Raw genomic sequence first — 22,863 nt, 5'->3', positions numbered from 1 at the left:
TTTGGCAGTCGCGCGTTGCTCTGCCAAGACGAAGCTAACGAAAGGTCCGATATGTCCCGTTTTCTGCCTATTCTCCTGGCCACAAGCGCCCTTGCGATGCCCGCACTGGCCCACGCTCATTCTGACGCCAGCGAGATGCCCGGCGTCATCCATGTGACAGCCAGTGCCTCTGCCGATGCCGTTCCGGATCGAGCCTCTGTCTCTGCGGGTGTGCAAACCGAGGGCAAAACGGCTCAAGAAGCCATGGCGAAGAATTCGCAGCTGATGCGCAATGTCTATGCAACGCTGGAAGCCAACGGCATTCCTCCGAAAGACATTTCAACCTCCTACCTGAACCTCAATCCGCGCTATAATTACGAAAATCGTGAGAACGGTCAGCCCTTGCTCGTCGGTTATCAAGCGAGCAACCAAATCACCGTGAGCACGCGTGAGTTAGACCGCACCGGTCCAATGATCGACGCGTTGCTGCAAGCGGGCATCAACAACATCAATAATGTCCAATTCACCGTGAGCGAACCGGACGCAGCGCAAGCCCAAGCCCGGGCTGCCGCAATTGCTAAGGCTCAAATGAAGGCACGGACAATGGCGCAGGCCGCTAATGTGCGGCTCGGTAAATTGCTGTCGCTAAGCGAAGGCAGCGCACCGGGACCGATCTATAATCAGGTGATGAATATGGGTGCACGGATGGAAGCCATGGACGCCGCTCCGCCGCTGGCGCCAGGCCAGCGCGAAATCAGCGCCACAGTGACGATGAGCTACGCCATCGCCGACTAAAGCGTCTTTGCGACCTCAATAATCAGCTCGGCCAATTCGCCGGGCTGATCTTCCTGTAAGAAGTGACCGCCATCTTTGATGGTTCGATGCGGCTGCCCTTTTGTGCCCGGCACGCGTGCTTGAAAAATCTTGTCACCGCCTTTGGTTACCGGATCCTGATCAGAGAAACAGGTCACGAACGGTTTGTCCCAGGCGGACAGGACTTTCCACGCGTCGCGATTGTCGGCCACACCGTCATGGTCTGGCGCAGTCGGCACGAGTGCCGGGAAAATACGTGCCCCCGCCTTAAAACTTTCATCGGGATAGGGCGCATCATAGCCCGCAACCTCTTCTGCAGTTAAGTCCCGGACCGAGGCGCCTTGAAGAATCATACCGGTCGGAAATTCCGGCACGGTTTGTGAGAATTGTTGCCACGCTAGAAAGGCATCTGGCGGCGTGCCTTCGCCAATTGGCAACATAGTATTTCCAGCAATGACGGCTGCGAAGCGATCCGGTCGTGCCGCGACGAGGCGAAGCCCAATCAAGCCACCCCAATCCTGACAGAAGAGCACCACTCCGGACAGATCAAGACTGTCGAACCATTCCAGCATCCATTCAACATGGGAGCTATAACTGTAATCTGATGTCTCAGTCGGTTTATCTGACTTACCGAACCCAATCAGGTCCGGCGCAATGACCCGAAACCCAGCTTCAGCAACGGGTGGGATCATATGTCGATAGAGAAATGACCAACTCGGCTCGCCATGCATCATCAAGACAGGGCGGGCGCTTTTTGCGCCCTCGTCGACATAGTGCAGGCGGAGATCGTCCCCAACGGTGGCATAATTCGGTTCAAATGGGTAATCTGGAAGCCCATTAAACCGTTCGTCCGGCGTTCTCAGTTTTTCCATGACCCCTCCGATCTGTCTTGATAGACTAGTGAGACAAATTGAGGTCGACAATGAACGATTATGTGTTCCCGCCATCCGATCCTGTCTCCCTGCCCGTTGTTGGCACAGATAAGCGATTTCCAGTGCGCAAAATTTATTGCGTTGGGCGGAACTATGCAGCGCATGTGAAAGAAATGGGCGGAGACCCGGTGCGTTCAGAACCGATCATCTTTACCAAAGCGCCCGAAGCCTTAGTCGAAAACGGCTCTCAAATCCATTATCCGCCCAACACGTCCGACATGCATTACGAAGTCGAACTGGTCGCCGCCATCGGGCCAGATGGTGTGTTCGCCTATGGCGTTGGGATCGACCTCACCCGCCGGGATCTACAAAGCCTTGCTAAATCCAAGGGCGCGCCTTGGTCACGAGCCAAAGATTTTGCCTCCGCCGCCCCCTGCTCCAATCTCACTCAGGCTGGAAATACTTCCCTCGAAAATGCGCATATCGTGCTGAGAAAGAACGGCGAAATCGTTCAACATGCGCGACTGTCCGACATGATCTGGTCAGTGAATGAGATTATCCATCAGATCGGCAGCGATATGGATCTTGGCCCCGGCGACCTTATCTATACCGGAACGCCGGACGGCGTCGGCCCTGCCGTGATCGGTGATGAGCTTGAAGGCGGCATTGAAGGCCTCGAACCGATCAGAGTCAGGATCATCTAATATGAGTACAACAACCCACACTGTCGACGAAATCTTGATGCCTTTGGCGATCGCCGTCGTGATTGACCATAAGGTCAGAGCGGTCGAACAGACTGCGTTTTTCCTGCTGGCGAATGGCCTACTCGAACTTTTCGATCATCCGACCATGATTGCGGAAGACATGATGGGTTGGTTTGAAGAGCGGAAAGAGGATCTTGAAGATCAACTCTGGGATAAGGGCGGAAATACGCTCGTTCTGAAAGCGCTCACACGGTTTAAAGACGCTCAGCACTGTGAGGCAATCTATGACGCGCTTGTGGCGATCACGATCGCCGACAATGAATATGTCGCCGAGGAATCGCGGCTGATTAAATCAGCCGCGTCCATTTATGGTTATGAGCGGCCGCCTTTTAAGATCAAGCGGACCTAACGCTCTAGCTATTCGGCGCCTTCCAGAGCTTCACGGGCGCGACTGTCTTTCTTACGCTCGTGCTCGAGCAAGAAGCGCTTGCGGACCCGGATGTTCTCAGGTGTCACTTCGACCAGCTCATCATCATTGATGAACTCCAAAGCACCTTCCAAAGTCATCTCAATCGGTGTCACAAGGACCACAGCATCATCTGTTCCGGACGCCCGGACATTGGTCAGCTTTTTGCCTTTGAGTGGGTTCACGGTCAGATCGTTCTCACGCGAGTTCACGCCGATGACCATACCTTCGTAAACTTCAACGGCATGACCGATGAACAGTTTGCCACGCTCCTGCAGGTTCCACAGAGCGAAAGCCGCCGCTTTGCCTGTTGAGTTTGAAATCAGCGCCCCTTTTTGACGACGGCCAATCCCCGCCTTGGCGCGCGGCGCGTAGCGGTCAAAGTTATGATACATCAGGCCATTGCCGGATGTCAGCGTCATGAAATCTCCGCGGAAGCCGATCAGGCCGCGCGTCGGGATGTCATAGTCAAGACGAACGCGACCTTTGCCGTCCGGCTCCATATTCTTCAGATCACCCTTTCGCTCATTCAGGCGCTGAATGATCGTGCCTTCTGTGCCTTCTTCAAGATCGACCGTCAGCGTTTCCCAAGGCTCACATAGGACGCCGTCAATTTCTTTATTGATCACCTGCGGACGGGAAATGGCCACTTCATAGCCTTCACGGCGCATATTCTCGATCAGGATCGAAAGGTGGAGCTCACCCCGGCCAGACACCCGGAACTTGTCAGCCTCAGCGAGTTGTTCGACTCGCAAAGCCACATTGTGGATCAACTCTCGGTCGAGCCGGTCTTTGATGTTGCGCGATGTGACATATTTGCCTTCGCGACCAGCAAAGGGGCTGTCATTGACTTGGAAGGTCATAGAGATCGTCGGTTCATCGACCGAAAGTTCTGGCAGACATTCAACATGCTCTGGATCGCAAATCGTGTCGGACAGACCCAAACCTTCGATCCCTGTGAACGTCACAATATCGCCAGCCGTCGCCATGTTAGCCTCAACGCGCTCCAAGCCCATAAACCCGAAAAGCTGGGCAATCTTGGCTTTACGCTCACGGCCATCCGGAGACGCAACGACAACAGATTGTCCCTTTTTGATCACGCCGCGCTGAATGCGACCGATGCCGATCACACCTTTATAGCTGTCATAGTCTAGCGCGCTGACCTGTAGCTGCAGGGGACCATTCGGGTCGACGGACGGCTTAGGCGCATGCGCGACAATCGTTTCGAAAAGCGGCGTCATGTCGGTGCCGATTGTGTCGACCTCATGCGTCGCCCAACCATTGATGGCTGAGGCGAAGACGGTTGGGAAGTCGAGCTGTTCATCAGTGGCACCGAGACGATCAAACAGATCGAATGTCTGGTCCACGACCCAGTCAGAACGGGCCCCTTGACGGTCGACCTTGTTGACAACAACAATGGGCTTAAGCCCACGTTCCAACGCCTTGCGAGTCACGAAAGTGGTCTGCGGCATTGGACCTTCAACGGCATCAACCAGCAGCACCACACAATCGACCATCGACAGAACGCGTTCCACCTCACCGCCAAAGTCGGCGTGTCCGGGTGTGTCCACAATATTGATCCGCCACTCTTGGCCATCCGGCGCGGTCCAGCGCAGGGCTGTATTCTTTGCCAAAATGGTAATCCCACGCTCGCGCTCAATGTCGCCACTATCCATGACCCGCTCGTCCAGCGTGCCGCGTTCGTCCAGCGTACCGGATTGTCGCAGCAACTTATCGACGAGCGTCGTTTTGCCGTGGTCAACGTGCGCAACAATGGCGACGTTACGAAGATGTTTGATCGGATCTGACATGGCGCGGCCCTTAACGCTCAGGCGGCGAGATGCAAGCCCGCTATACGGCGAGATCGGTATGGCACCGCAGTCCAGACATGATAGATGATTTCCTATGGCGCAACGTCATCATATCGGGATTGCGGGTTGCGGCATTGGCGGATTGGCGGCGGCCTGCTTCCTGAAACGGCAAGGCCACGCGGTTACGGTGTTCGACCAGTTCGATGAACCCTCGCCTGTCGGCTCCGGATTAGTCATTCAACCTGTCGGTTTGACCTGTCTAGAAAAACTTGGCTTGCTGGAGATAGTGACAGGCCGCGGTCAGGCCATCTATCAGATGCAAGGGATTGAGAGCGCGTCTCGCCGCACGGTCCTGCGCGTGGCTTACGGGCCGCAAGGTGGCGACAGATACGGCCTCGCCATCCACCGGGCCGAACTCTTCACCGCACTCTATACTCAGGCGTTGGCGTTGGGCGCGACCATCATAGGGTCCACACATGTGACAGCCAGTCAATTGGACGGCGAGCAGCGAACTATCCTGTCCGATAAGGGCGACATTCACGGACCATTCGATCTGGTCATTGACGCATCAGGCATTGGCTCAAACCTAAGCCCGATCCGTACAAAGCCCCTACCCTATGGGGCCTTATGGGGCACGGTTGATTGGCCAGATGATACGCGGCTGCCAACAGATCGCCTCTCGCAATGCTATCGCAGGGCGCATCATATGTTGGGCGTGCTACCGCTCGGTCACAAGCAACAAACGGCAATCTTCTGGAGCGAACCGCAAAACAGCCTTCAAGATTGGGTTCAAGGCGACCTAGACACGTGGAAAACCCAGACCATCCGACTCTGGCCCGAATTTGCGCCCTTCGTCGATCAGATTACTTCGCATGCAGACATGAGCCCAGCTTTCTATCGTCATGGGACGCTGAAAACGCCTTACACCGACCGTATGGCGTTTATTGGCGACGCTGCGCATCAAGCCAGTCCGCAATTAGGCCAAGGGGCGAATATGGCGCTGCTCGATGCAATAGCACTCTCTGAAGCGTTAAACCGACATCCAATTCCAGAGGCTTTGTTACGATATGCAGCGCAACGTCGCCGCCACGTTCGCTTTTATCAGATGATTTCAAACCTGTTCACGCCGTTCTACCAATCGCGAAACTCTGTCCTGCCGATGATCCGCAACAATGTTTTTCACCCAGCCAGCCAAATCTGGCCATTGAACAGGGGTTTGACACAGCTCGTTTCGGGCTCGTTAGTCTCGACCGGGATTTAGTCCGCTGCAGCCGGAACGATTGTTACGCTCTCACCACAACCACACGCATCCGTCTGGTTTGGATTTCTGAACACGAATTTGCTGTGCAGCAATGTGGTTTCGTGATCGATCACAGCACCGAGAATGAACAGCACGGCCTTGGCATCGACAACAATTTTGACGCCATTATCCTCGACCACTTCATCGAAGCGTTCTGGTTCGGACACATAGTCCATCATATATTCCATGCCGGCACAGCCGCCATTTTTGACGCCCACACGAAGATAACCTTCGCCGCGTTCGTCTAGGATTTCGCGCACTTGTTCGGCAGCAGCGTCGCTCAGCGTGACGAGTTTGGGGCGCGGGCGACGGGTTTTTGTCAGTGTCTCGGTCATAACATGTTCAGCTCTAGTCGAGCCTCCTCACTCATCCGGTCGGGTGTCCAAGGTGGATCAAAGACCATTGAGACCTCAACTCGGCGGATGCCCTCGACGCGCTGACAGGCCTCTTGCACCCAAATCGGCATTTCGCCAGCAACCGGGCAGCCTGGCGCTGTCAGGGTCATATCGACGAGCAGCGTACGATCATCTTCCAGCTCGACCTTATAGATCAAGCCAAGCTCATAAATATCGGTCGGGATTTCAGGATCGTAGACGGTTTTAAGCTCGACCACGACATCATGGGTTATGCGCGCAATTTCGCCGTCAGTCGGCGGCTCTATCGGCGCACCGGAAACATCCATAACGTCGCGCGTTTCGGCCACAACAGCCGATTTGTCTCGCGCAGGCATGGGCGCAGATGCGGGCGAATGGGTAGCCGAGCGCTCAATTTCCACCGCCGCAAGGCCGGGGATCTGCGCATTGGCAATCGCTTCTGCGCGCCGTTCTCTTTCCGTTAAATCGTCCATCTGACTACCATATAGTGTGTCTTACTCATCCGAGAAAGACCGCTGCCTTCTTAACCGCTGCGATGAAGCGGTCGGCTTCTTCCAGCGTATTGTAAATTCCAAAGCTCGCCCGGACCGTTGAATGTACGCCCATGGCTTCCATCAGCGGTTGAGTGCAGTGCTGTCCGGCCCGAACAGCAACGCCGTATTTGTCCATAATCTGCGCCACATCATGGGCGTGCGCCCCTTCGAGGTTGAACGCTAAAACCGGCCCTTTATCGGGGGTTTCGCCAAAAATGCGGACACTGTTCAGCTCGCGCAGACCGTCGCGCGCCGCGTGGTAACAAGCCATTTCGTGTTGATGCACGTCGGCCATATCATATTGCGAAAACCAGTCGATCGCCGCACCTAGACCGATGGCTTCCAAGATCGGCGGGGTCCCCGCCTCAAATTTGGCGGGGGCGTCTGCATAAGTGATGCGGTCCATATAGACGTCTTCGATCATCTCACCGCCGCCGTTGAAGGGCTGCATGCGATCTAAAATATCAGTCGTGCCGTAAAGCGCGCCAATCGCCGTTGGCCCGTAAAGCTTATGCCCAGTCATAGCGAACAAATCGACACCTAGCGCTTGCACATCCACATCCAGATGCACGGCCGCTTGTGTGCCGTCCGCGATCATCACCGCGCCCGCCGCTTTGGCCCAGCGGGCGATTTCGGCAATCGGATTGATCGTGCCCAGCACATTGGACATATAAACAGCGGAGACAATTTTTGTTTTAGAACCAATGGTTTCTCGGAATATTTTCATGTCGAGTGAGCCATCAGGCAGCACAGGAATAAACTTCAGAACCGCCCCGTAGCGTTCCCGTAAAAAATGCCACGGCACAATGTTGGAATGATGCTCCATCTGCGTGATGACGATCTCGTCGCCTGGCTGGATCATATGAGCGAGCCCGTAGGCGCTGAGGTTCAGCGCCTCCGTCGCGCCGCGGGTGAAGACGATATTATCCGGTGACGGCGCATTCAGGAAGGTCGCGACTTTGGCCCGCGCGGCTTCGAACGCATCCGTCGTTTCATTGGCCATCGTGTGAAGGCCGCGATGGACGTTGGCGAAACTGCTCCGCATCTGACCGGCCATCGCATCAATTACAGCCTCAGGCTTCTGCGCAGAGGCCGCATTGTCAAGATAGGCAAGCGGATAGCCATTCACTTCACGCGAGAGGATCGGAAACTGTGCCCGGACGGCTTGGATATCAAACGCACTCATGAAACCGCTCGCTGATACATATAGGCCGCAACCAGCGCGATCACGAGCACAACGAGGACCCTCACAATCCCGCTTAGCAATGCGTTGTTTTGCTCTGTCCGCCGCTGAATTTGCGACGCGATCAGCAAAAGCACGGCGGCGACAGCGGCTGCGGTTGCAAGGCTCATGACCGGCTTTCCAGCCAATCGCGCACCAGTGCCAACATGTCCTCATTCTCCCCCAACCGGGCGGCGATAAAGGCTTCGATAAGCAGAGCACGAGCTTGCCCTTCGGGAATACCGCGTTGGCGCATGTAAAATAGCGACTGTTCGTCCAACTGGCCGATGGTGTTGCCATGCGCGCATTCGACGTCATCGGCGTAAATTTCCAATTCCGGCTTGGCGTTGATCTTCGCTTTATCGGACAGCATCAGCGCGTCATGACGCATTTCCGCGTCAGTCTGCTGCGCCGGACGGCGGACATGGAATTTGCCTTGGAAGACGCCGCGCGATTTGTCTGTGACCACACCAGCCACCGTGTCACGAACCGTTGAGCCCGGCGCTGCAAAATCGATATAATGGGTGATGTCGGCGTGTCGGCTGCCGTCCAGCAGATAAGCGCCCGACATGTCGACCTCTACCGCGCCCATACAGGCCAATCGCGTCTCCAGACGGGTGAAAGCCCCGCCAAAGGTCAGCAGTGTCTGATTGAAGCGTGCGCCGTCCCAGAGGGTCACATGCGCACGGGCATAACGAACGACGTCGTTCCCATCTTGCGAGATCAGGGTTCGCGAGAGCGATCCGCCCTCGCGCACCGTGTAACGTAGGTCGAGATTGACGAAACCGGCGTCGCTCTCATGATGTTCGACAACAGAGAGCGATGCGCCCTTTCCGATCTCAATCACGATCTGGGCGTTGCCCTGACGTAAATCGCGCAAGACCAGTGGTTGATCAAATTGCGCACCATCCGGCACGGTGATCTTGGTGGCGCCACCGGATAGGATCGATGCCATTTTGGTCATCGGATCCGATCCCTCTGCGGGTTTAGTCTCTCCAATAATCATACCGTCCAGCGTCGACAGAGCCGGACGCATCGGCCCGGACAGACCGTCAGGCTTGCGCGCCTCTACGGTGGATTTCAAATCCGACCATTTCCACGCTTCCAATCCGCGGTGGGGCAGATGAGCAACGACATCATACATAAGCGTCATAGCCCTCTTTCTCGAGGGTTTTGGCAAAGTCAGCCTCGCCGCTGGCGGCGATCTTGCCGCCCGCGAGCACATGCACCTGATCCGGCACGATATAGTCCAGCAGACGCTGATAGTGGGTGATGATGAGCATGCCGCGATCCGGCGCGCGCAGCGCGTTGACGCCGTCGGCCACAATGCGGAGCGCATCGACGTCAAGACCAGAGTCCGTTTCGTCCATGACGAGGAAGCTGGGCTCCAACATCATCATCTGGAAAATCTCCATACGCTTCTTCTCCCCGCCGGAAAAACCGACATTGAGCGGACGGCGCAGCATCTCTGGCGCGATCTTGAGCGACTTGGCGATTTCTCGCGCGCGTTTCATGAAGTCCGGCGCGCTGACCTCGTCCTCGCCGCGCGCTTTGCGTTGTGCGTTCATAGCCGTGCGCAAGAAGGTCAGCGTTGGCACGCCGGGGATTTCGAGTGGATATTGGAAGGACAGGAATAAGCCTGCCGCCGCGCGCTCTTCCGGCTCCATCTCCAAAAGGTCTTCACCGTCCAGAGTCACAGAGCCGTCCGTGACATCATAGCCGTCACGGCCTGTCAGCACGTAAGAAAGCGTTGATTTCCCGGCGCCGTTCGGCCCCATAATGGCATGGACTTCGCCCGCCGGAACGGTGAGCGACAGATCCTTGATGATAGTCTTATTGCCATCATCGACCGTCGCGGTGAGGTTTTGTATTTTAAGCATTGCCGTCAGTCTTTCAAAATCGATTGTATCGCTGATACTAATTTTGGAGAGCATCCTTTTAAGGACACCTTATAGGCGTAAGAGATAGCCAAAAACGAGTTCTTGTCAGTTGAGCTTTGAAAAAGAGAGTATCCATGCGGCAAATTGCGACAAGAAAAGCTTGGACCAAGAACACAGACCACTTCCGAGGAATAGACTGGCACAAAGCCTACCAATTCAGGTGTAATATTTGTTCGTTCGACAGTGTTTTCAAAATCAAAATCTAATGAATCGGGCAGCACCCATTTATGCTCAAAAGTATGTCCGTAATCTGCGGTCACATCCTGCACCCAGATTTCGAAACTATCCTTCTCTTGAACATCGGCCCGAACGTGAGACGTAATAGTCCACAAAGCCAACCCTAGCACCACGATAAGTGGTGCAAAAAAATATCGAGACATCTTCACACCCAAGCCCCCACGGGCGCGTCATATTTCGCGTCGACGGCGGTATCGCCGTTATTCTTTGTTCCGACGGGCTCGATCAGGAATATCCAGCATTCTTCCTCGGCGCGGGGGCGGTGACGCGTGCCTTTGGGAACGACGATACATTCGCCCTCCCCGACATCGACGCTATCTTGGCCTTCAATATCGAGCGTGAACGCGCCCTTCCAGCAGAAGAACATCTCGTCCTCTTCCGGATGAGCATGCCACGGATAGTCACCTTTGATTTTGGCGAGTTGGAACGTCTGCCCGTTCAATTCCGCGACCGTTTTCGGGCGGAAATGTTCGGTAATCAGATCGAATTTCTCGGATATGTCGATTTTGTCGATCATTAGCCCTTGAACGCCGTCACTTCGATTTCGACCTTCATCCGCTCATCGACCAAGTCGGCGATGACCATGGTCGCGGCGGGGAGGATATTGCCGAAATGCTGGCGGATGACAGGTAGAACGGCGTCCATATGGGCGCGGTCGGTCAGCGTATACTGAACGCGGATTGTGTGCCCCAGCTCGAACCCGCCCGCCTTAAGCGCCGCTTGAATATTGGCGAATGTGTTCATCGCCTGCTGCGCTGGATCGTCAGGCAATTCACCGGATGAGTAATCATAGCCGACCGTGCCGGACACGAAACACCAGTCGCCTTGCACGACGGCGCGGCTCATGGCGTAGCTTTTCTCGCCTTCGCTCAGCGTGATGAGTTGGCGCTTTGGCTTAGGTTTGGATTTGGTCATTATATCGATCCTAAGGACAGAGGTCCGTGGTCCATTCATTGGCTTTATCGCCACGGCGACATTGTATGCGCGAGCCGAATCCGACCAACACGTCATCCGTAAACCGGGCGTAAGTTTCCTCGGCGGCGAGCGAGTCGTCTTTCAGACCACTCCGGCGGATCACAAAGATCATATCGCCATCTACAGTGCGTTCGGTGGAGCTAACCTTGGACCCAGAACCAGCATCTGAGTTGTAATAGAGAAGCAGTTCGTCTTGGGCCGCATAGCGCGCCATGCCCAACTCAATCGGAACGAAACGTGCCAAATCACGCGAATAATCGTTCGGGTTTAACGCGGGAAGACCAGCCGGCATAACGGGCGTTCCGGGCACGACCGGCGCGACCATGTCACGGACAATCTGTTCTTCAGGGTCAAGCGGCTCAATGACCTCGGCAGTTGCCGTATCGCTCGGCAGGAAGACCGTCGCAGCAAACCAAATTTTCACAATGATCATCGCCGCAATCACGCCGATGCCGACAACACCGATGATCCAGACGAGGCTTTTGCGCTGGCGAGACTCAGACATTAGCCCACGCTCCCTTCGAGCGAGATCGCAACCAGTTTCTGGGCTTCGACAGCAAATTCCATCGGCAGTTTCTGCAATACGTCGCGACAGAAACCATTGACCAACAGCGCCACGGCATCCTCTTCGGACAGGCCACGTTGACGGCAATAGAACAGCTCATCATCAGACAGTTTGGACGTCGTTGCTTCATGCTCAAATTGCGCGGTCGGCGTGCCGGATTCGATATAAGGCACGGTATGCGCGCCGCACTGATCGCCGATCAGCAAGCTGTCACACTGGGTGAAGTTTCGCGCGCCTGTCGCCTTGCGGTGGGCAGAGACGAGCCCGCGATAGGTCGAGTTGGACTGACCCGCGCTGATCCCTTTGGAAATCACCCGCGACTTGGTGTTTTTGCCCAAATGGATCATCTTCGTGCCAGTATCGGCCTGCTGATGCCCGTTAGTGATGGCGATGGAGTAGAATTCGCCTTGGCTATTATCCCCACGTAGAATGCAGGATGGGTATTTCCACGTTACAGCCGACCCGGTTTCGACCTGGGTCCAGCTGACCTTGGAGTTCGCGCCGCGGCAATCGGCCCGTTTGGTGACAAAGTTATAGACCCCGCCATTTCCGTCCTTATCGCCCGGCCACCAGTTCTGGACGGTCGAATACTTCACTTCCGCATCCTCATGCACAATGATCTCGACAATCGCAGCGTGGAGCTGATTTTCATCGCGCATAGGCGCGGTGCAGCCTTCCAGATAGGAAACGTAAGAACCCTTATCCGCAATAATCAGCGTGCGTTCAAACTGACCTGTGCCCTGTGCATTCATGCGGAAATAGGTCGATAGCTCCATCGGGCAGCGCACGCCCGGCGGGATGTAAACAAATGACCCGTCCGAAAAGACGGCATTGTTGAGCGTCGCATAGTAATTGTCGGTCACGGGGACGACTGAGCCCATATATTTGCGGACCAGTTCCGGGTGATCTTTGACGGCTTCGCTGAACGAACAGAAGATGACGCCATGTTTGGCGAGCTCTTTCTTGAACGTCGTCACGACGGACACACTGTCAAACACTGCATCGACGGCCACTTTGGGTGCGCCTTTGACGCCCGCTAGAACTTCCTGTTCTTTCAGGGAGATACCGAGCTTATTGTAGATTTCGAGAATGTCTGGATCGACTTCGTCCAGCGATTCCAGCTCTTTTTTCTTCACCGGCGAAGCGTAGTAATACATGTCCTGAAAATCGATTTCAGGATAGTCGACCATGGCCCATTTCGGCTCGTCCAGCGTCAGCCAGCGGCGATACGCTTCCAACCGCCAGTCTAGCAGCCATTGCGGCTCATCCTTCTTGGCGGAGATAAAGCGGACAATGTCTTCGTTCAGACCTTTTGGCGCGAACTCTTGTTCAATATCGGAATCAAAGCCATACTTGTACTTATCGGCCTCCAGAGCGCGCACACCCTCGACCGTTTCCGCTTCAATGCCATCTTTTACTTTTACATCAGTCATTTATACGGCTTTCCTAGCCTTGCGAAGTCTGGCCCATACATCAGCGCAGGCTGCAACATCGTCCATTGTATTGCCGGGACCAAAGCTGACCCGGAGTGCGCCGTTCGGCGCTTCTTCTGACCGCCCCATCATGCGTAGAACGCGGCGCTCGCCGACTTTGCCGGATGAACAGGCGGTTCCGTTACTGACCGATAGCCCGGCCAGATCAAACGTCATCATGGCTGTCATGCCGCTCAATCCCGGCGCTGAGAAAAAACTCGTATTCGGTAGACGCTTCGCATCCGCGCCAAAGACCACCGTCGTCGGGTCGATCCGCAAAAGCTCGGCTTCCAACGCATCTCGCAGCGGCTGCAAGTCTGAAAACCTTGTATTTGCTTCACTTGCGGCGACGCCAAACCCCGCAATTCCGGCGACATTAGTCGTACCGGCGCGTCGGCGTTGTTCCTGACCACCGCCGCAGATCATCGGCGTAAACGGGGCATCGGGTGAGACATAGAGCGCTCCGACGCCTTGCGGTCCACCGATCTTATGGGCGCTGACACTAACATAATCCGCCGGAAATAGCATTTGGCTTTTGCCCAGCGCCTGAACGCCATCGATCAGGATCAGGCCGCCCGCATCGTGAATAGTATCGATCGCACGGTCCGTATCCTGCACAACACCCGTTTCGCTATTCGCGGCAACCAGTGACAGGAAGGGTTTGCCATCCATCGGGTTCCAGTCTGCAAGCACAGCATCGAGCGCATCCATGTCAGTCCGGCCATCCGACAGCGCCGGCAGCATGCTGAGGCGTACACCGCTGGCTTCAGCGGCATTGATCGAGGCCGGGTGATCCATTGAGGACACGATCAGATGCTTGCACCCAGCTGCGACCACAGAATGGATAACGGTATTGATCGCTTCCGTGCCAGAGCCCGTGAACACGATGTCCTGCGAACATTGACCCATCGCCATACCGACCGCATCACGCGCATCAGCGACAAGGCTGGCCGCGGTGCGGCCATGCATGTGTTGAGCAGACGCATTGCCAACGACCGTCATCGCGTGAGTGACCGCATCAATCACCGACTGCGGGGCTGGGCTGGTGGCGTTATGATCAAGATAGATATTCACCGAGGGATTTCCCCATCAACAACCATCTGAACCGTTACAGTGTTCAAAAACCCACCAATATGGTCTTCCAACGCACCCCAGAGACTATGTGTCAGGCATTTCGCTGTGCGGCCCGTGCAACCCAGCGCCTGCTCTGGGCGGCAGCCATGCGCGCGGACTTCTTCTTCGACCGCTGCTATAATGTCAGAAATTGGCATTTGCGAGGCTGGCCGGGTCAGGGCGTAGCCACCGGTCGGCCCCCGCTTACTATCGACCAAGCCTGCGCGGCGTAGATCGGCAAAAACCTGTTCGAGGAATGACTGGCTGAGACCCTGACGTTCGCTGATCTCATTTAAACGCACACGCGCACCTGGACCGCCAAGAGCGGTTTGGGCGGCCAAATCAGCCACAGCCGTCACGGCCGTTCGTCCTTTCGCGCTGAGTTTCAAGTCTATCCTGTCCCAACTGCCATTTATTTTGCAAATTAACGACGCGCTTGGTAGAGCGGGCCGAAATGTAGATTGAAGCGGGCATCTATGATTTCCGACCAATCTAGTCAAGAATAACAAGCGCAAAGCCGCAGCGGCATTTGCGCATAGCTCCGAGAGCACGTCCTCTATGCCTGAAGTCATTTTTGCCGGTCCTGAAGGCCGTCTCGAAGGTCGTTATCATCCAGCCGACGATTCCGCCGCCCCTTGCGCCTTGATTCTATCGCCTCACCCTAAAGCGGGCGGTCATATGGATCACCGCATCCCGGTGGCGATGTATGAACAATATAAGCGTCGTGGTTTTTCAGTTCTGCGCTTCAACTTCCGCGGCATTGGCCGCTCGATGGGTACTTACGATAATGGTCAGGGCGAGCTGCAAGATGCCGCCTACGCGCTCGACTGGATGCAGAGCTTCAATCAAAACGCGCCGTTTTCATGGGTATCAGGTTATAGTTTTGGCGCTTGGATCGGCATGCAGCTCTTAATGCGCCGACCAGAGATTGCAGGCTTCATCTCGATGAGCTTGCCGACCAACACTTATGATTTTAGCTTCTTGGCCCCCTGTCCGGCCTCAGGCCTGATCACATATGGCAGCGAAGATCCGATTGTGCCCGCCGACGATGTCGTGCGCGTGGCCGAAAAAATCCGTGTCCAGAAGGGTCATATCATCAGCACCCATAAGATTGATGGCGCCGATCACTTCTACACGCACCATTTAGACGAAACGATGGAGGTCATCGAAGACTATCTCGATGTCCATCTAGACCCGCGTTACTCTCCGCCTCGCGAGCCTCGGCTGCTCGAAGGATAAGCAATCTGTCCCCCGACGGTCGGTGTGGAAACGCCGGTCGTCGTTGGAAAGCTATTTGGCAGGCCGAGCAGCACGCGAACGGCCAGAAACGCGAAGGCTTGCGCCTCTATCGCATCACTATCCCACCCGAACGCCTCAGCGGGCTGCACAGGGCACCCTAGTTCTAACGCCAACATAGTCATGATGGTGCGATTGCGCCGCCCGCCGCCACAAACAATCACCCGATCCGGACGACGACCCATCTGAGCGATCGTCCGGGAGGCTGAGAGTGCTGTATATGCGCAGAGCGTTGCGGCTCCATCAGCCACACTCGCCTGTGCAAGGTCATCGATAACATCAAAGTCGTATCGATCCGCTGATTTCGGCCAAGCGCGCTGGAAGAAATCGGCCGTCAGCCATCCCTCTACAATCTTAAAGTCCGCCAAACCGGCCTCAGACACGGCTCCGCCAATATCGAACCCAAGGCCACGCCGTTCCAAAAAACTATCCAGCGGTCCGTTAGCAGGCCCCGTATCGGTGGCCAGTATCTCATCGCCCGTAATGATCGTGACATTACCCACGCCGCCAAGGTTGAGCACAGCCGTGACTCCGGCGAGATTCGCCCGCTCGACTAGGGCCTTGTGATAGATTGGCGCTAAGGGCGCGCCCTGCCCGCCTGCGGCGACATCTTCACTCCGGAAATCATAGACACAAGGACATTCGAATTGATCCGTAAGCCCTTGCCCCCGACCGAGCTGCAACGTCTTCAATTGATCAGGACGGTGAAGGACGGTCTGACCATGATAGCCGATCAGATCGACAGAGCCTGCGTCCAGCTCTCGAATGGCCTGCCGATGGGTGTCATCCAACGCATCTTCGGCTTCCGCAAAGATGTTAGGCGGAGGCCCCAGAAAGTTCCATGACAGCGCCGCTTGTGTCGCATCCATCAAGACGGACCGCTGCTGATCCGAATAGGCAAGCGTAAGGCTCGGACCGAAAGCATGGATGCGCTCACCATCGGTTTCGATGACTGCTGCATCGACCCCGTCCAGCGACGTTCCGCTCATCAGGCCTAAGACTCTGTAGACTTTGCTCATAAGCCCCTTTGACACCATCCGCGCGGCGATTAGAAGCCGCGCGTTATGACGCAATATAAATCAGACCTGATGACGACGCTGACAGAGCGCGGATTTCTCTATCAGTGCACCAATGAAGACGGCTTAGACCAAGTCGCCCAAAGCGGTGTGACCGGATATATCGGCTTTGATTGTACGGCTCCGTCGCTGCATGTTGGCAGCCTCGTCCAAATCATGATGCTAAGAATCCTACAGCGGGCGGGCGGCACACCCATCGTTCTGCTTGGCGGCGGCACGACCAAGATTGGCGATCCGTCTGATAAGGACAAGTCCCGCCCGATTCTGACACCTGAGCGTATTGCCGAAAACAAGGATGGCATTCGTCGCGTCTTCGCCAAATTCCTGTCATTCGAGGGCGAGAACGCGGCCATAATGGTCGATAATGACGATTGGCTCGGCAATCTTGGCTATCTCGATTTCCTCCGCGACGTCGGCAAGGAATTTACGATCAACCGCATGGTGACGATGGATACGGTCAAGCGGCGGCTCGAGAATGAGCAACCCATGACCTTCCTAGAGTTCAATTATCCGCTGCTACAGAGCTATGATTTTGTCGAACTCTACCGCCGCTATGGCTGCCGCCTTCAACTGGGCGGATCAGACCAATGGGGCAACATCACGACTGGCGTTGACCTAACGCGACGGATGGAAGGCGCAGAAGTCTTTGGCTTCACCACACCGCTCATCACGACTGCGTCTGGCGGTAAGATGGGTAAGACTGCGGACGGGGCTGTCTGGTTAAACGGCGATTCCTCATTAGGTGAAGATTTTACCCGAAGCCCTTATGAGTATTGGCAGTTTTGGCGAAACTCGGATGATGCTGATGTGGGTCGTTTTATGCGCCTATTCACCGATATGCCGCTTTCAGAGATTGCTACCTTTGAAGTCATGGAAGGTGCGGACATCAATACGGCAAAGGTCAAGCTTGCCGATGAAGCGACAGCCCTGCTGCACGGTAGGGACGCGGCAAAGAAAGCCAATCAGACGGCGCAAGAGACCTTTGCAGGCGGTGCTGCTGACGGCCTTCCGACGACAGATGTCACGCTCGATGTGCTGATCGGAATGGGTATTCTGAACGCAGCTGTCACAGCGGGCTTAGCGGGCTCCAATGGCGAAGCCCGTCGACATATCAAAGCGGGGGCACTCAAGCTCAATGACGCTGCGGTCTCGTCGCATGATTATGCGATTACCGCAGACGACATTGACGACGGCATCGTGAAACTCTCTGTCGGTAAGAAGCGGCACGCGCTGCTTCGTAGCGTTTCGGCCTAATCTTCGGTTCCATCTGAACTGGGACGTACGGATTCAATTTCCTCTGTCACGCTTTCTGGCAGATCGTCTCGGCTCTGGCGGAAAATACCTCGGATGAAGCCCGGTGCCAGTGCTGAGAGCGGATTGATCGAGATTTGCGCACCCGAATAGGGCCCGCGCACGGCGTAGGTTATCGCAAACACACCCTCGCCGTCCTTACCCACGAATATGTCACCGATCAGCGGAATATCGCCTAGCAATGAGTTCGCAGTATAAGCCGGGACGAGCGTTCCGCTGAAATCCACACTGCGATCATCCAGCGCGATGTCGCCCTCGCCCGTCATACCGATAGCAGACCCGCGCAACGTTGCGTCACGCACCGACATTATCCGATTCTCAAGCGCAAAATCGAAATCGAGCTCTTGGAACCCAAGCCCGTCGCCGGATAGCGTGTCGACAATGCCGGTCAGAGACGCGAGCGACAGAATTTGCGCTAAGAAAGGCGCGTTCTGTACGGTGAAATCTGTTGCTTTGACCTGGCCAATGATCGCACCTTCAATACCAGATTTTGGCAACTCAGCCGTAATCGACAACGCGCCGCCGCGTGTCGCTTCCAAGCCCATGACTTTGGACATGGCGTCTGAGGCATCTGGAATGGTCAAGCGCGCCTGCCTGTTGGGCAGATCCGGCAACTCACCCAATGTGATATCGAACGGACCATCGGGCCGTGTGCCGCGGAGTGATAGCGTTTCCACCGCTTCGCCTGTGTGACGGTAGATCAAAGCGCCGGATTCAAGCACATATCCCGGCGACACGACAATCTCATCATATGTGGCATCGACTGACAAAGGCAGATTTGACGTATCACCCCCCGCCGATTTTAGGGCGGCGTCGACCCAATTGCTAATATTGAGCCGCGTCCCAATTGTGTCTATCGCCAGCCTCTGAGCCTCATCATCGCGTGAGAGGGTCAGTTGACCGTCAATCAACCCGTCGATCAAAATGCGCTCTAGACGCGCCTCATCAAGAGACAAGTCCGGTCGAAGCTGTGCTGAGCCAGATAGATCAAGACCTGGCGCTTGCATCGTCAACGCGTCAATTGAGACACCGCTCTCGGACCGAGTCACAGACGCGCGCAACAATCCCGGATCACCGGCGGACTTGGACCAAAACTCTCCAAATGATATTTCTGCCTCGTCAAGACGCAGGTCCACGCCGGCATCCCTAATCTCCAGCCCACGACCGGACGCTTCAATATCAACATCGATCACACCATCGAAAAACTCTCGAAACCCAAAGCCGAAACCGTCCAGCGTTTTCCGATCCATCGGACCGCTAATCCGATAGCGTGTCGGTTCTCCGTTCAGCCCGTAACGTTCTTCCCACGCCAGATCCGCGCGCCAAGGCCCTAGATTCGCCGGACCAGAGAGGAATAGACCGTCTTTACCGCCGCGAATCGTGACGTCCGCATCGCTCAATGTGTAAGAGCCGAGGCTAAACGGTGCGCTGGCGTCGGTGAACGTTCCGTCGACCGAATACTCAATTCTGTTGCGATCAAAAAACTCAAGCAGCGGCCGTTTGATGCTCAACGTCACATCCGCCGTTCCGGAAAACCCTTCCGGATCAACGCCGTATTTGTCCATATATTGAAAAGGCGGTTGATTGATCAGGCTCAGCAAAGACTTGACATCACCCCGCCCTTGCGTCGTGATAAATATATCTCCGCCTTTAGGTGTAAGCTGCGGAATATCCACATCGCCGCCGATAATCTCGATCTCATTGATGCGCCCGCGTTCAAGAACAAAACCGAAGCGATTACCATCAATCCGGCCTGATCCATGGGCCTCTGTCAGCGGATCCATGGTTGAAATATAGCGGACCACGCCGTCACGGACGTCAAAGTTGACAGTGAGCCGCTCACTAGTCAGGGCAGGATCGTCAAAAAACGCCTCTTCGAGAGCGACCTTGAACTGAACATTATGCAGCGTCCCGTCTAGGATCGACCGATCGATCCAACGGCGCGCGCCATTGGCCGACTCAACAGGCCAGAGCGACAGCAGATCTTGTGCTGTGAGCGGACTTTGCGTTTGTCCCTTCAGATTGACCGTCGTCAGCCCTTCATCACCAGCTTCGATATCTGCAGTCGTGGTGAGAGAAAATCCGTCAAAGTCCGCGACCAATCTGTCCAAAGTCAGGGATCGATCATCGAGATCGAGCTCCCCGAGCGCCTTGACAGACTTCATCTCAAGCGGGGCCTCGAAAACAGGTGTCAGGTCCAGTCGTGTGTCGGCAAGCTCAAGGTCGAATTTCGGTGAGGTGCCGACATCCCCGTCATAGAGGCGGCCGATTTCTCGAATGACACCACTGCCGGATAGGCTGAGCCGGTCAGCGTCTATCGTGATCGATTCGACTCGCATGACCTCATCACCGGGGCTCAAGGAGGCCACGAAGGTCCCGCTTTCGACAGCACGCTCCGCCCCCGCAGGACGGACGGTGCCCGCACCAATGTTAAGGCTCATATCTGCAGATTGCAGTCCATCTTGCCGACTATAGATGGCGCGGATCCCTGCGTTCAGCGGAACATCAATCGCGCTCAAAACAGCCAGTCGCCCCCGCGGCGGTGCTAAGCGGCTAGGACGCAGGGCATCTGTCGTCAGGTCAAGTGAGATGGTCTTGAGACGATCCTCTGACCGAAGGTCGAGAGACAGCGACCCGGCATCAATGCCGGCCTCATCATCAGAGGCAATTTGCCCCTTCACGCTGAGCATTGTTATATCGCCGTCGCGCTGACCTAATAGTGTTTCGACATCGACAATGACTGACAGCCCGTCTTTTTCATCGACAATATGCGCTCGACTGTCCCGCAGCGTGACTGATCGAAATTCATCCAACCAATCCATCTGCGTGCGCTGTTCAACCCTGTTCCGACCACGAAAGACCGGGCCAAACCCTCCGACCGTTTGCGGATTGCCTAGTCCGGCGAGGATTGCGCCATTAACGCCTTGGCGCCACGTCACTTCCCCACCGACAATTTCGACATCGCGCAAGGAGGCATTGCGATCCAGAAGATTTGCCTTGGTCGTTGTCGCCCGCATCAGAGCGAGTGTTTGGATGACCGCGTCATCCCGATCATAAACGACGACATCGGTGGCGGTAAAAGAAACCGTATCATCGGACGGGTTCCAGCGCAGCTCAATGTCACCTAGCTCCGCCCAGGCGCCATCAAAACTCTGCGAGAACCAGCGCTCGAAATTCGGACGCAGCGCGGTCAGGTCGGCCGACTGCCGCGCAACTAAGCCACTGGCAAAGAAAAGAATGGCAATGCCGAGCGTGAGCAGAACAGACACTGTTTCCCCGCCAAGGCGATAGGCGCGATGTCCTGCCCAAGCGGAGGCTTGCAAAACAGCATCTCGGACTTCTGTGATCCGGACACGCGTTTTTTCCGCCTTGGGGGGCGTTTCTCGACGAGTTTGAGAGCCAGATTCGAGGTCAGTCTCCGGCTTGTCGGTTGTCGGCATGTCCGCCATAAGCGCGAGCGCTAACGAAGGCATGCTTTGCCGTCCAGCGCTGGTCACCGCGCAGACACTTAAATTTCAGTTGGAAAGGTCGACAATGTCGCAACTTCAAGTCGGAGACATGGCTCCAGATTTCACCCTACCCGGCGATAATGGCGAGGATATCCGCCTATCCAATTATCGCGGTCAGAACGTGATCCTCTATTTCTATCCACGCGACGACACGCCGGGCTGCACCAAGGAAGCCATTGGATTCACTGAAGCCAAGACAGAGCTTGAAGCGCTCAACACGGTCGTCATAGGCATGTCGAAGGACACTCCAGCCAAACACGACAAATTCATCGCGAAACATGAGCTCGACCTCCGCCTAGCCTCTGATGAGGCGGGCGATGTGCTGGAGGATTATGGGGTGTGGGTCGAAAAGAAAAACTACGGCAAAACTTACATGGGGATCGTGCGCTCAACCTTTCTGATCGGCTCCGACGGTAATATCCTGCAAGTCTGGCCCAAAGTCCGGGTCAAAGGTCATGTTGAGGCTGTGGTCGAAGCGGTCCGCGATCATGCAGGCTAGCCTCACCCCGCTTTCGGTGCTGACCGAAGGCGATCCTCATAAGAAAGCCGCCGCAGCGCGCGCGTTCCGTCAGTCGATTCTCAAGTCCAACCTGGGCGGAGCTTCGACTGATGGTCCACAACCGCCTGATTACCCATCACGGCCTGACCGTCCTGAACTTGTCCCAGCGAAGCAACTCGCGCGGCGCCGACTGGGCTCTGTCGAAGGACGTGCCGCCCTGTTGCATGCTATTGCGCATATTGAATTGAATGCGATTGATCTCGCGGCGGACATGATCGCTCGCTTCGCAGACGCGGCCGACGTCTCTGATCGACGCGACGACTTTATTGTAGATTGGTCCTCGGTCTGTGACGATGAAGCGCGGCATTTCGTGATGGTCTGCGATCGGCTGAATGAGTTGGGTTTCGCCTATGGCGATTTCCCGGCGCATGGCGGTCTCTGGGATGCGGCCATGAATACGCGCAGCGACATTGCCGCACGCTTAGCGATTGCGCCGCTTGTGCTTGAAGCGCGGGGTCTGGATGTAACGCCCGGCATGATCGAAAAGCTCATTCAAGCGGGTGATCAAAAGAGCGCAGCCGTGCTTCAAATCATTTATGAGGAGGAGATTGGTCATGTCGCAATCGGCATGCGCTGGCTGCGACATGTGGCCGAAAAACGCGATTTAGAGCCAAATTCGCTTTTCAAGCGAATGGTCCAAGAATTTTTCGGCAACCACCTTCGCCGGCCCTTTAATGTAGATGCACGCGAGAAAGCCGGGTTTCCCTTATCTTATTATAAGGATTTATCGGGTTAA

25 protein-coding genes are annotated in these 22,863 nt (G+C 55.7%); 8 read left to right on the top strand and 17 right to left on the bottom strand.

The window, feature by feature from the left end; all coding sequences use genetic code 11:
- Positions 1 to 51 precede the first annotated feature (51 nt).
- Entirely contained in the window at positions 52 to 774 is a 723-nt protein-coding gene (locus QQL54_RS05360; RefSeq protein WP_284388374.1) for an SIMPL domain-containing protein, read from the top strand.
- Here QQL54_RS05360 and QQL54_RS05355 read toward each other — a convergent pair.
- Positions 771 to 1,664: a haloalkane dehalogenase gene (locus QQL54_RS05355; protein ID WP_284388372.1), complete on the bottom strand. Its 894-nt coding sequence runs from the start codon at positions 1,662 to 1,664 to the stop codon at positions 771 to 773. The two genes, QQL54_RS05360 and QQL54_RS05355, sit on opposite strands and share 4 nt — an antisense overlap.
- Before the next feature lie 50 nt (positions 1,665 to 1,714).
- Here QQL54_RS05355 and QQL54_RS05350 point away from each other — a divergent pair, with 50 nt between their 5' ends.
- Together QQL54_RS05350 and QQL54_RS05345 are read left to right on the top strand one after the other, a co-directional pair.
- A complete protein-coding gene (locus QQL54_RS05350; protein ID WP_284388370.1) occupies positions 1,715 to 2,368 on the top strand; it encodes a fumarylacetoacetate hydrolase family protein in 654 nt (217 codons plus the stop codon).
- Position 2,369: 1 nt separating this feature from the next.
- Positions 2,370 to 2,777, top strand: coding sequence for a hypothetical protein (locus QQL54_RS05345; protein WP_284388369.1), 408 nt, complete (start codon positions 2,370 to 2,372; stop codon positions 2,775 to 2,777).
- Positions 2,778 to 2,785: 8 nt separating this feature from the next.
- On the opposite strand, the gene typA is transcribed toward QQL54_RS05345, so the two are convergent.
- Positions 2,786 to 4,645, bottom strand: coding sequence for a translational GTPase TypA (gene typA / locus QQL54_RS05340; RefSeq protein ID WP_284388368.1), 1,860 nt, complete (start codon positions 4,643 to 4,645; stop codon positions 2,786 to 2,788).
- 94 nt (positions 4,646 to 4,739) lie between these two features.
- Between typA and QQL54_RS05335 the strand changes: the two genes are divergently transcribed.
- The gene (locus QQL54_RS05335) at positions 4,740 to 5,906 is read left to right on the top strand and encodes an FAD-dependent oxidoreductase (RefSeq protein ID WP_284388366.1); all 1,167 of its coding nucleotides are present in this window, start codon (positions 4,740 to 4,742) and stop codon (positions 5,904 to 5,906) included.
- Here the strand turns inward: QQL54_RS05335 and QQL54_RS05330 are convergent.
- The 13 genes from QQL54_RS05330 to QQL54_RS05270 all read right to left on the bottom strand — a co-directional run bounded on the left by QQL54_RS05330 (position 5,903) and on the right by QQL54_RS05270 (position 14,948).
- Positions 5,903 to 6,280 (bottom strand): HesB/IscA family protein, encoded by a 378-nt coding sequence (locus tag QQL54_RS05330; RefSeq protein WP_284388364.1) that lies wholly within the window; start codon positions 6,278 to 6,280, stop codon positions 5,903 to 5,905. The two genes, QQL54_RS05335 and QQL54_RS05330, sit on opposite strands and share 4 nt — an antisense overlap.
- Positions 6,277 to 6,675: an SUF system Fe-S cluster assembly protein gene (locus tag QQL54_RS05325; protein ID WP_431355927.1), complete on the bottom strand. Its 399-nt coding sequence runs from the start codon at positions 6,673 to 6,675 to the stop codon at positions 6,277 to 6,279. Before QQL54_RS05325 ends, QQL54_RS05330 begins: the two co-directional genes overlap by 4 nt.
- Positions 6,676 to 6,817: 142 nt before the next feature.
- Positions 6,818 to 8,038 (bottom strand): cysteine desulfurase, encoded by a 1,221-nt coding sequence (locus QQL54_RS05320; protein WP_284388360.1) that lies wholly within the window; start codon positions 8,036 to 8,038, stop codon positions 6,818 to 6,820.
- Positions 8,035 to 8,205 carry a hypothetical protein gene (locus QQL54_RS05315; RefSeq protein WP_284388358.1) on the bottom strand — a complete coding sequence of 57 codons (171 nt, stop codon included), beginning with the start codon at positions 8,203 to 8,205 and terminating at the stop codon, positions 8,035 to 8,037. Before QQL54_RS05315 ends, QQL54_RS05320 begins: the two co-directional genes overlap by 4 nt.
- The gene (locus QQL54_RS05310) at positions 8,202 to 9,227 is read right to left on the bottom strand and encodes a SufB/SufD family protein (RefSeq protein WP_284388356.1); all 1,026 of its coding nucleotides are present in this window, start codon (positions 9,225 to 9,227) and stop codon (positions 8,202 to 8,204) included. Before QQL54_RS05310 ends, QQL54_RS05315 begins: the two co-directional genes overlap by 4 nt.
- Entirely contained in the window at positions 9,211 to 9,954 is a 744-nt protein-coding gene (gene sufC / locus QQL54_RS05305) for a Fe-S cluster assembly ATPase SufC (protein ID WP_284388354.1), read from the bottom strand. Before sufC ends, QQL54_RS05310 begins: the two co-directional genes overlap by 17 nt.
- A 5-nt stretch (positions 9,955 to 9,959) precedes the next feature.
- The gene (locus tag QQL54_RS05300; protein WP_284388352.1) at positions 9,960 to 10,394 is read right to left on the bottom strand and encodes a hypothetical protein; all 435 of its coding nucleotides are present in this window, start codon (positions 10,392 to 10,394) and stop codon (positions 9,960 to 9,962) included.
- A 2-nt stretch (positions 10,395 to 10,396) separates the two neighbouring features.
- Complete coding sequence (locus tag QQL54_RS05295) at positions 10,397 to 10,768, bottom strand: cupin domain-containing protein (RefSeq protein WP_284388351.1); 372 nt, start codon at positions 10,766 to 10,768, stop codon at positions 10,397 to 10,399.
- Complete coding sequence (locus QQL54_RS05290; protein WP_284388349.1) at positions 10,768 to 11,166, bottom strand: RidA family protein; 399 nt, start codon at positions 11,164 to 11,166, stop codon at positions 10,768 to 10,770. The genes QQL54_RS05295 and QQL54_RS05290 overlap by 1 nt, the downstream gene beginning before the upstream one ends.
- Positions 11,167 to 11,176: 10 nt before the next feature.
- A complete protein-coding gene (locus tag QQL54_RS05285) occupies positions 11,177 to 11,731 on the bottom strand; it encodes a hypothetical protein (RefSeq protein WP_284388348.1) in 555 nt (184 codons plus the stop codon).
- Positions 11,731 to 13,224: a Fe-S cluster assembly protein SufB gene (gene sufB / locus QQL54_RS05280; RefSeq protein WP_284388346.1), complete on the bottom strand. Its 1,494-nt coding sequence runs from the start codon at positions 13,222 to 13,224 to the stop codon at positions 11,731 to 11,733. The genes QQL54_RS05285 and sufB overlap by 1 nt, the downstream gene beginning before the upstream one ends.
- Entirely contained in the window at positions 13,225 to 14,337 is a 1,113-nt protein-coding gene (locus QQL54_RS05275; RefSeq protein WP_284388344.1) for a cysteine desulfurase family protein, read from the bottom strand.
- Positions 14,334 to 14,948 carry an Rrf2 family transcriptional regulator gene (locus QQL54_RS05270; RefSeq protein ID WP_284388341.1) on the bottom strand — a complete coding sequence of 205 codons (615 nt, stop codon included), beginning with the start codon at positions 14,946 to 14,948 and terminating at the stop codon, positions 14,334 to 14,336. Before QQL54_RS05270 ends, QQL54_RS05275 begins: the two co-directional genes overlap by 4 nt.
- On the opposite strand from QQL54_RS05270, the gene QQL54_RS05265 reads away from it, so the two are divergent.
- Positions 14,935 to 15,615 (top strand): alpha/beta hydrolase, encoded by a 681-nt coding sequence (locus tag QQL54_RS05265; protein ID WP_284388339.1) that lies wholly within the window; start codon positions 14,935 to 14,937, stop codon positions 15,613 to 15,615. The genes QQL54_RS05270 and QQL54_RS05265 overlap by 14 nt on opposite strands.
- Here QQL54_RS05265 and QQL54_RS05260 read toward each other — a convergent pair.
- The gene (locus tag QQL54_RS05260; protein ID WP_284388337.1) at positions 15,576 to 16,691 is read right to left on the bottom strand and encodes an anhydro-N-acetylmuramic acid kinase; all 1,116 of its coding nucleotides are present in this window, start codon (positions 16,689 to 16,691) and stop codon (positions 15,576 to 15,578) included. The two genes, QQL54_RS05265 and QQL54_RS05260, sit on opposite strands and share 40 nt — an antisense overlap.
- A 45-nt stretch (positions 16,692 to 16,736) precedes the next feature.
- Between QQL54_RS05260 and tyrS the strand changes: the two genes are divergently transcribed.
- A complete protein-coding gene (gene tyrS / locus QQL54_RS05255; protein WP_348520674.1) occupies positions 16,737 to 18,002 on the top strand; it encodes a tyrosine--tRNA ligase in 1,266 nt (421 codons plus the stop codon).
- On the opposite strand, the gene QQL54_RS05250 is transcribed toward tyrS, so the two are convergent.
- On the bottom strand, positions 17,999 to 21,532 hold the full coding sequence (locus tag QQL54_RS05250; RefSeq protein ID WP_284388333.1) for a YhdP family protein: 3,534 nt from the start codon (positions 21,530 to 21,532) through the stop codon (positions 17,999 to 18,001). The two genes, tyrS and QQL54_RS05250, sit on opposite strands and share 4 nt — an antisense overlap.
- Positions 21,533 to 21,593: 61 nt before the next feature.
- On the opposite strand from QQL54_RS05250, the gene bcp reads away from it, so the two are divergent.
- A complete protein-coding gene (gene bcp, locus QQL54_RS05245) occupies positions 21,594 to 22,067 on the top strand; it encodes a thioredoxin-dependent thiol peroxidase (RefSeq protein WP_284388331.1) in 474 nt (157 codons plus the stop codon).
- Entirely contained in the window at positions 22,057 to 22,863 is an 807-nt protein-coding gene (locus QQL54_RS05240; protein ID WP_284388326.1) for a ferritin-like domain-containing protein, read from the top strand. Before bcp ends, QQL54_RS05240 begins: the two co-directional genes overlap by 11 nt.

Origin of the sequence: Algimonas ampicilliniresistens (assembly GCF_030159955.1) — a bacterium.
GTDB classification, from domain to species: Bacteria; Pseudomonadota; Alphaproteobacteria; order Caulobacterales; family Maricaulaceae; genus Litorimonas; species Litorimonas ampicilliniresistens.
Note: the sequence above shows the minus strand (reverse complement) of the source record. Positions and strands in the feature narration are given on the sequence as shown.

Coding starts and splice junctions, on each gene's coding strand:
- QQL54_RS05360 (WP_284388374.1), top strand. CDS start 52: ATGTCCCGTTTTCTGCCTATTCTCCTGGCCACAAGCGCCCTTGCGATG.
- QQL54_RS05355 (WP_284388372.1), bottom strand. CDS start 1,664: ATGGAAAAACTGAGAACGCCGGACGAACGGTTTAATGGGCTTCCAGAT.
- QQL54_RS05350 (WP_284388370.1), top strand. CDS start 1,715: ATGAACGATTATGTGTTCCCGCCATCCGATCCTGTCTCCCTGCCCGTT.
- QQL54_RS05345 (WP_284388369.1), top strand. CDS start 2,370: ATGAGTACAACAACCCACACTGTCGACGAAATCTTGATGCCTTTGGCG.
- typA (WP_284388368.1), bottom strand. CDS start 4,645: ATGTCAGATCCGATCAAACATCTTCGTAACGTCGCCATTGTTGCGCAC.
- QQL54_RS05335 (WP_284388366.1), top strand. CDS start 4,740: ATGGCGCAACGTCATCATATCGGGATTGCGGGTTGCGGCATTGGCGGA.
- QQL54_RS05330 (WP_284388364.1), bottom strand. CDS start 6,280: ATGACCGAGACACTGACAAAAACCCGTCGCCCGCGCCCCAAACTCGTC.
- QQL54_RS05325 (WP_431355927.1), bottom strand. CDS start 6,675: ATGCCTGCGCGAGACAAATCGGCTGTTGTGGCCGAAACGCGCGACGTT.
- QQL54_RS05320 (WP_284388360.1), bottom strand. CDS start 8,038: ATGAGTGCGTTTGATATCCAAGCCGTCCGGGCACAGTTTCCGATCCTC.
- QQL54_RS05315 (WP_284388358.1), bottom strand. CDS start 8,205: ATGAGCCTTGCAACCGCAGCCGCTGTCGCCGCCGTGCTTTTGCTGATC.
- QQL54_RS05310 (WP_284388356.1), bottom strand. CDS start 9,227: ATGACGCTTATGTATGATGTCGTTGCTCATCTGCCCCACCGCGGATTG.
- sufC (WP_284388354.1), bottom strand. CDS start 9,954: ATGCTTAAAATACAAAACCTCACCGCGACGGTCGATGATGGCAATAAG.
- QQL54_RS05300 (WP_284388352.1), bottom strand. CDS start 10,394: ATGTCTCGATATTTTTTTGCACCACTTATCGTGGTGCTAGGGTTGGCT.
- QQL54_RS05295 (WP_284388351.1), bottom strand. CDS start 10,768: ATGATCGACAAAATCGACATATCCGAGAAATTCGATCTGATTACCGAA.
- QQL54_RS05290 (WP_284388349.1), bottom strand. CDS start 11,166: ATGACCAAATCCAAACCTAAGCCAAAGCGCCAACTCATCACGCTGAGC.
- QQL54_RS05285 (WP_284388348.1), bottom strand. CDS start 11,731: ATGTCTGAGTCTCGCCAGCGCAAAAGCCTCGTCTGGATCATCGGTGTT.
- sufB (WP_284388346.1), bottom strand. CDS start 13,224: ATGACTGATGTAAAAGTAAAAGATGGCATTGAAGCGGAAACGGTCGAG.
- QQL54_RS05265 (WP_284388339.1), top strand. CDS start 14,935: ATGCCTGAAGTCATTTTTGCCGGTCCTGAAGGCCGTCTCGAAGGTCGT.
- QQL54_RS05270 (WP_284388341.1), bottom strand. CDS start 14,948: ATGACTTCAGGCATAGAGGACGTGCTCTCGGAGCTATGCGCAAATGCC.
- QQL54_RS05260 (WP_284388337.1), bottom strand. CDS start 16,691: ATGAGCAAAGTCTACAGAGTCTTAGGCCTGATGAGCGGAACGTCGCTG.
- tyrS (WP_348520674.1), top strand. CDS start 16,737: ATGACGCAATATAAATCAGACCTGATGACGACGCTGACAGAGCGCGGA.
- QQL54_RS05250 (WP_284388333.1), bottom strand. CDS start 21,532: ATGCCTTCGTTAGCGCTCGCGCTTATGGCGGACATGCCGACAACCGAC.
- bcp (WP_284388331.1), top strand. CDS start 21,594: ATGTCGCAACTTCAAGTCGGAGACATGGCTCCAGATTTCACCCTACCC.
- QQL54_RS05240 (WP_284388326.1), top strand. CDS start 22,057: ATGCAGGCTAGCCTCACCCCGCTTTCGGTGCTGACCGAAGGCGATCCT.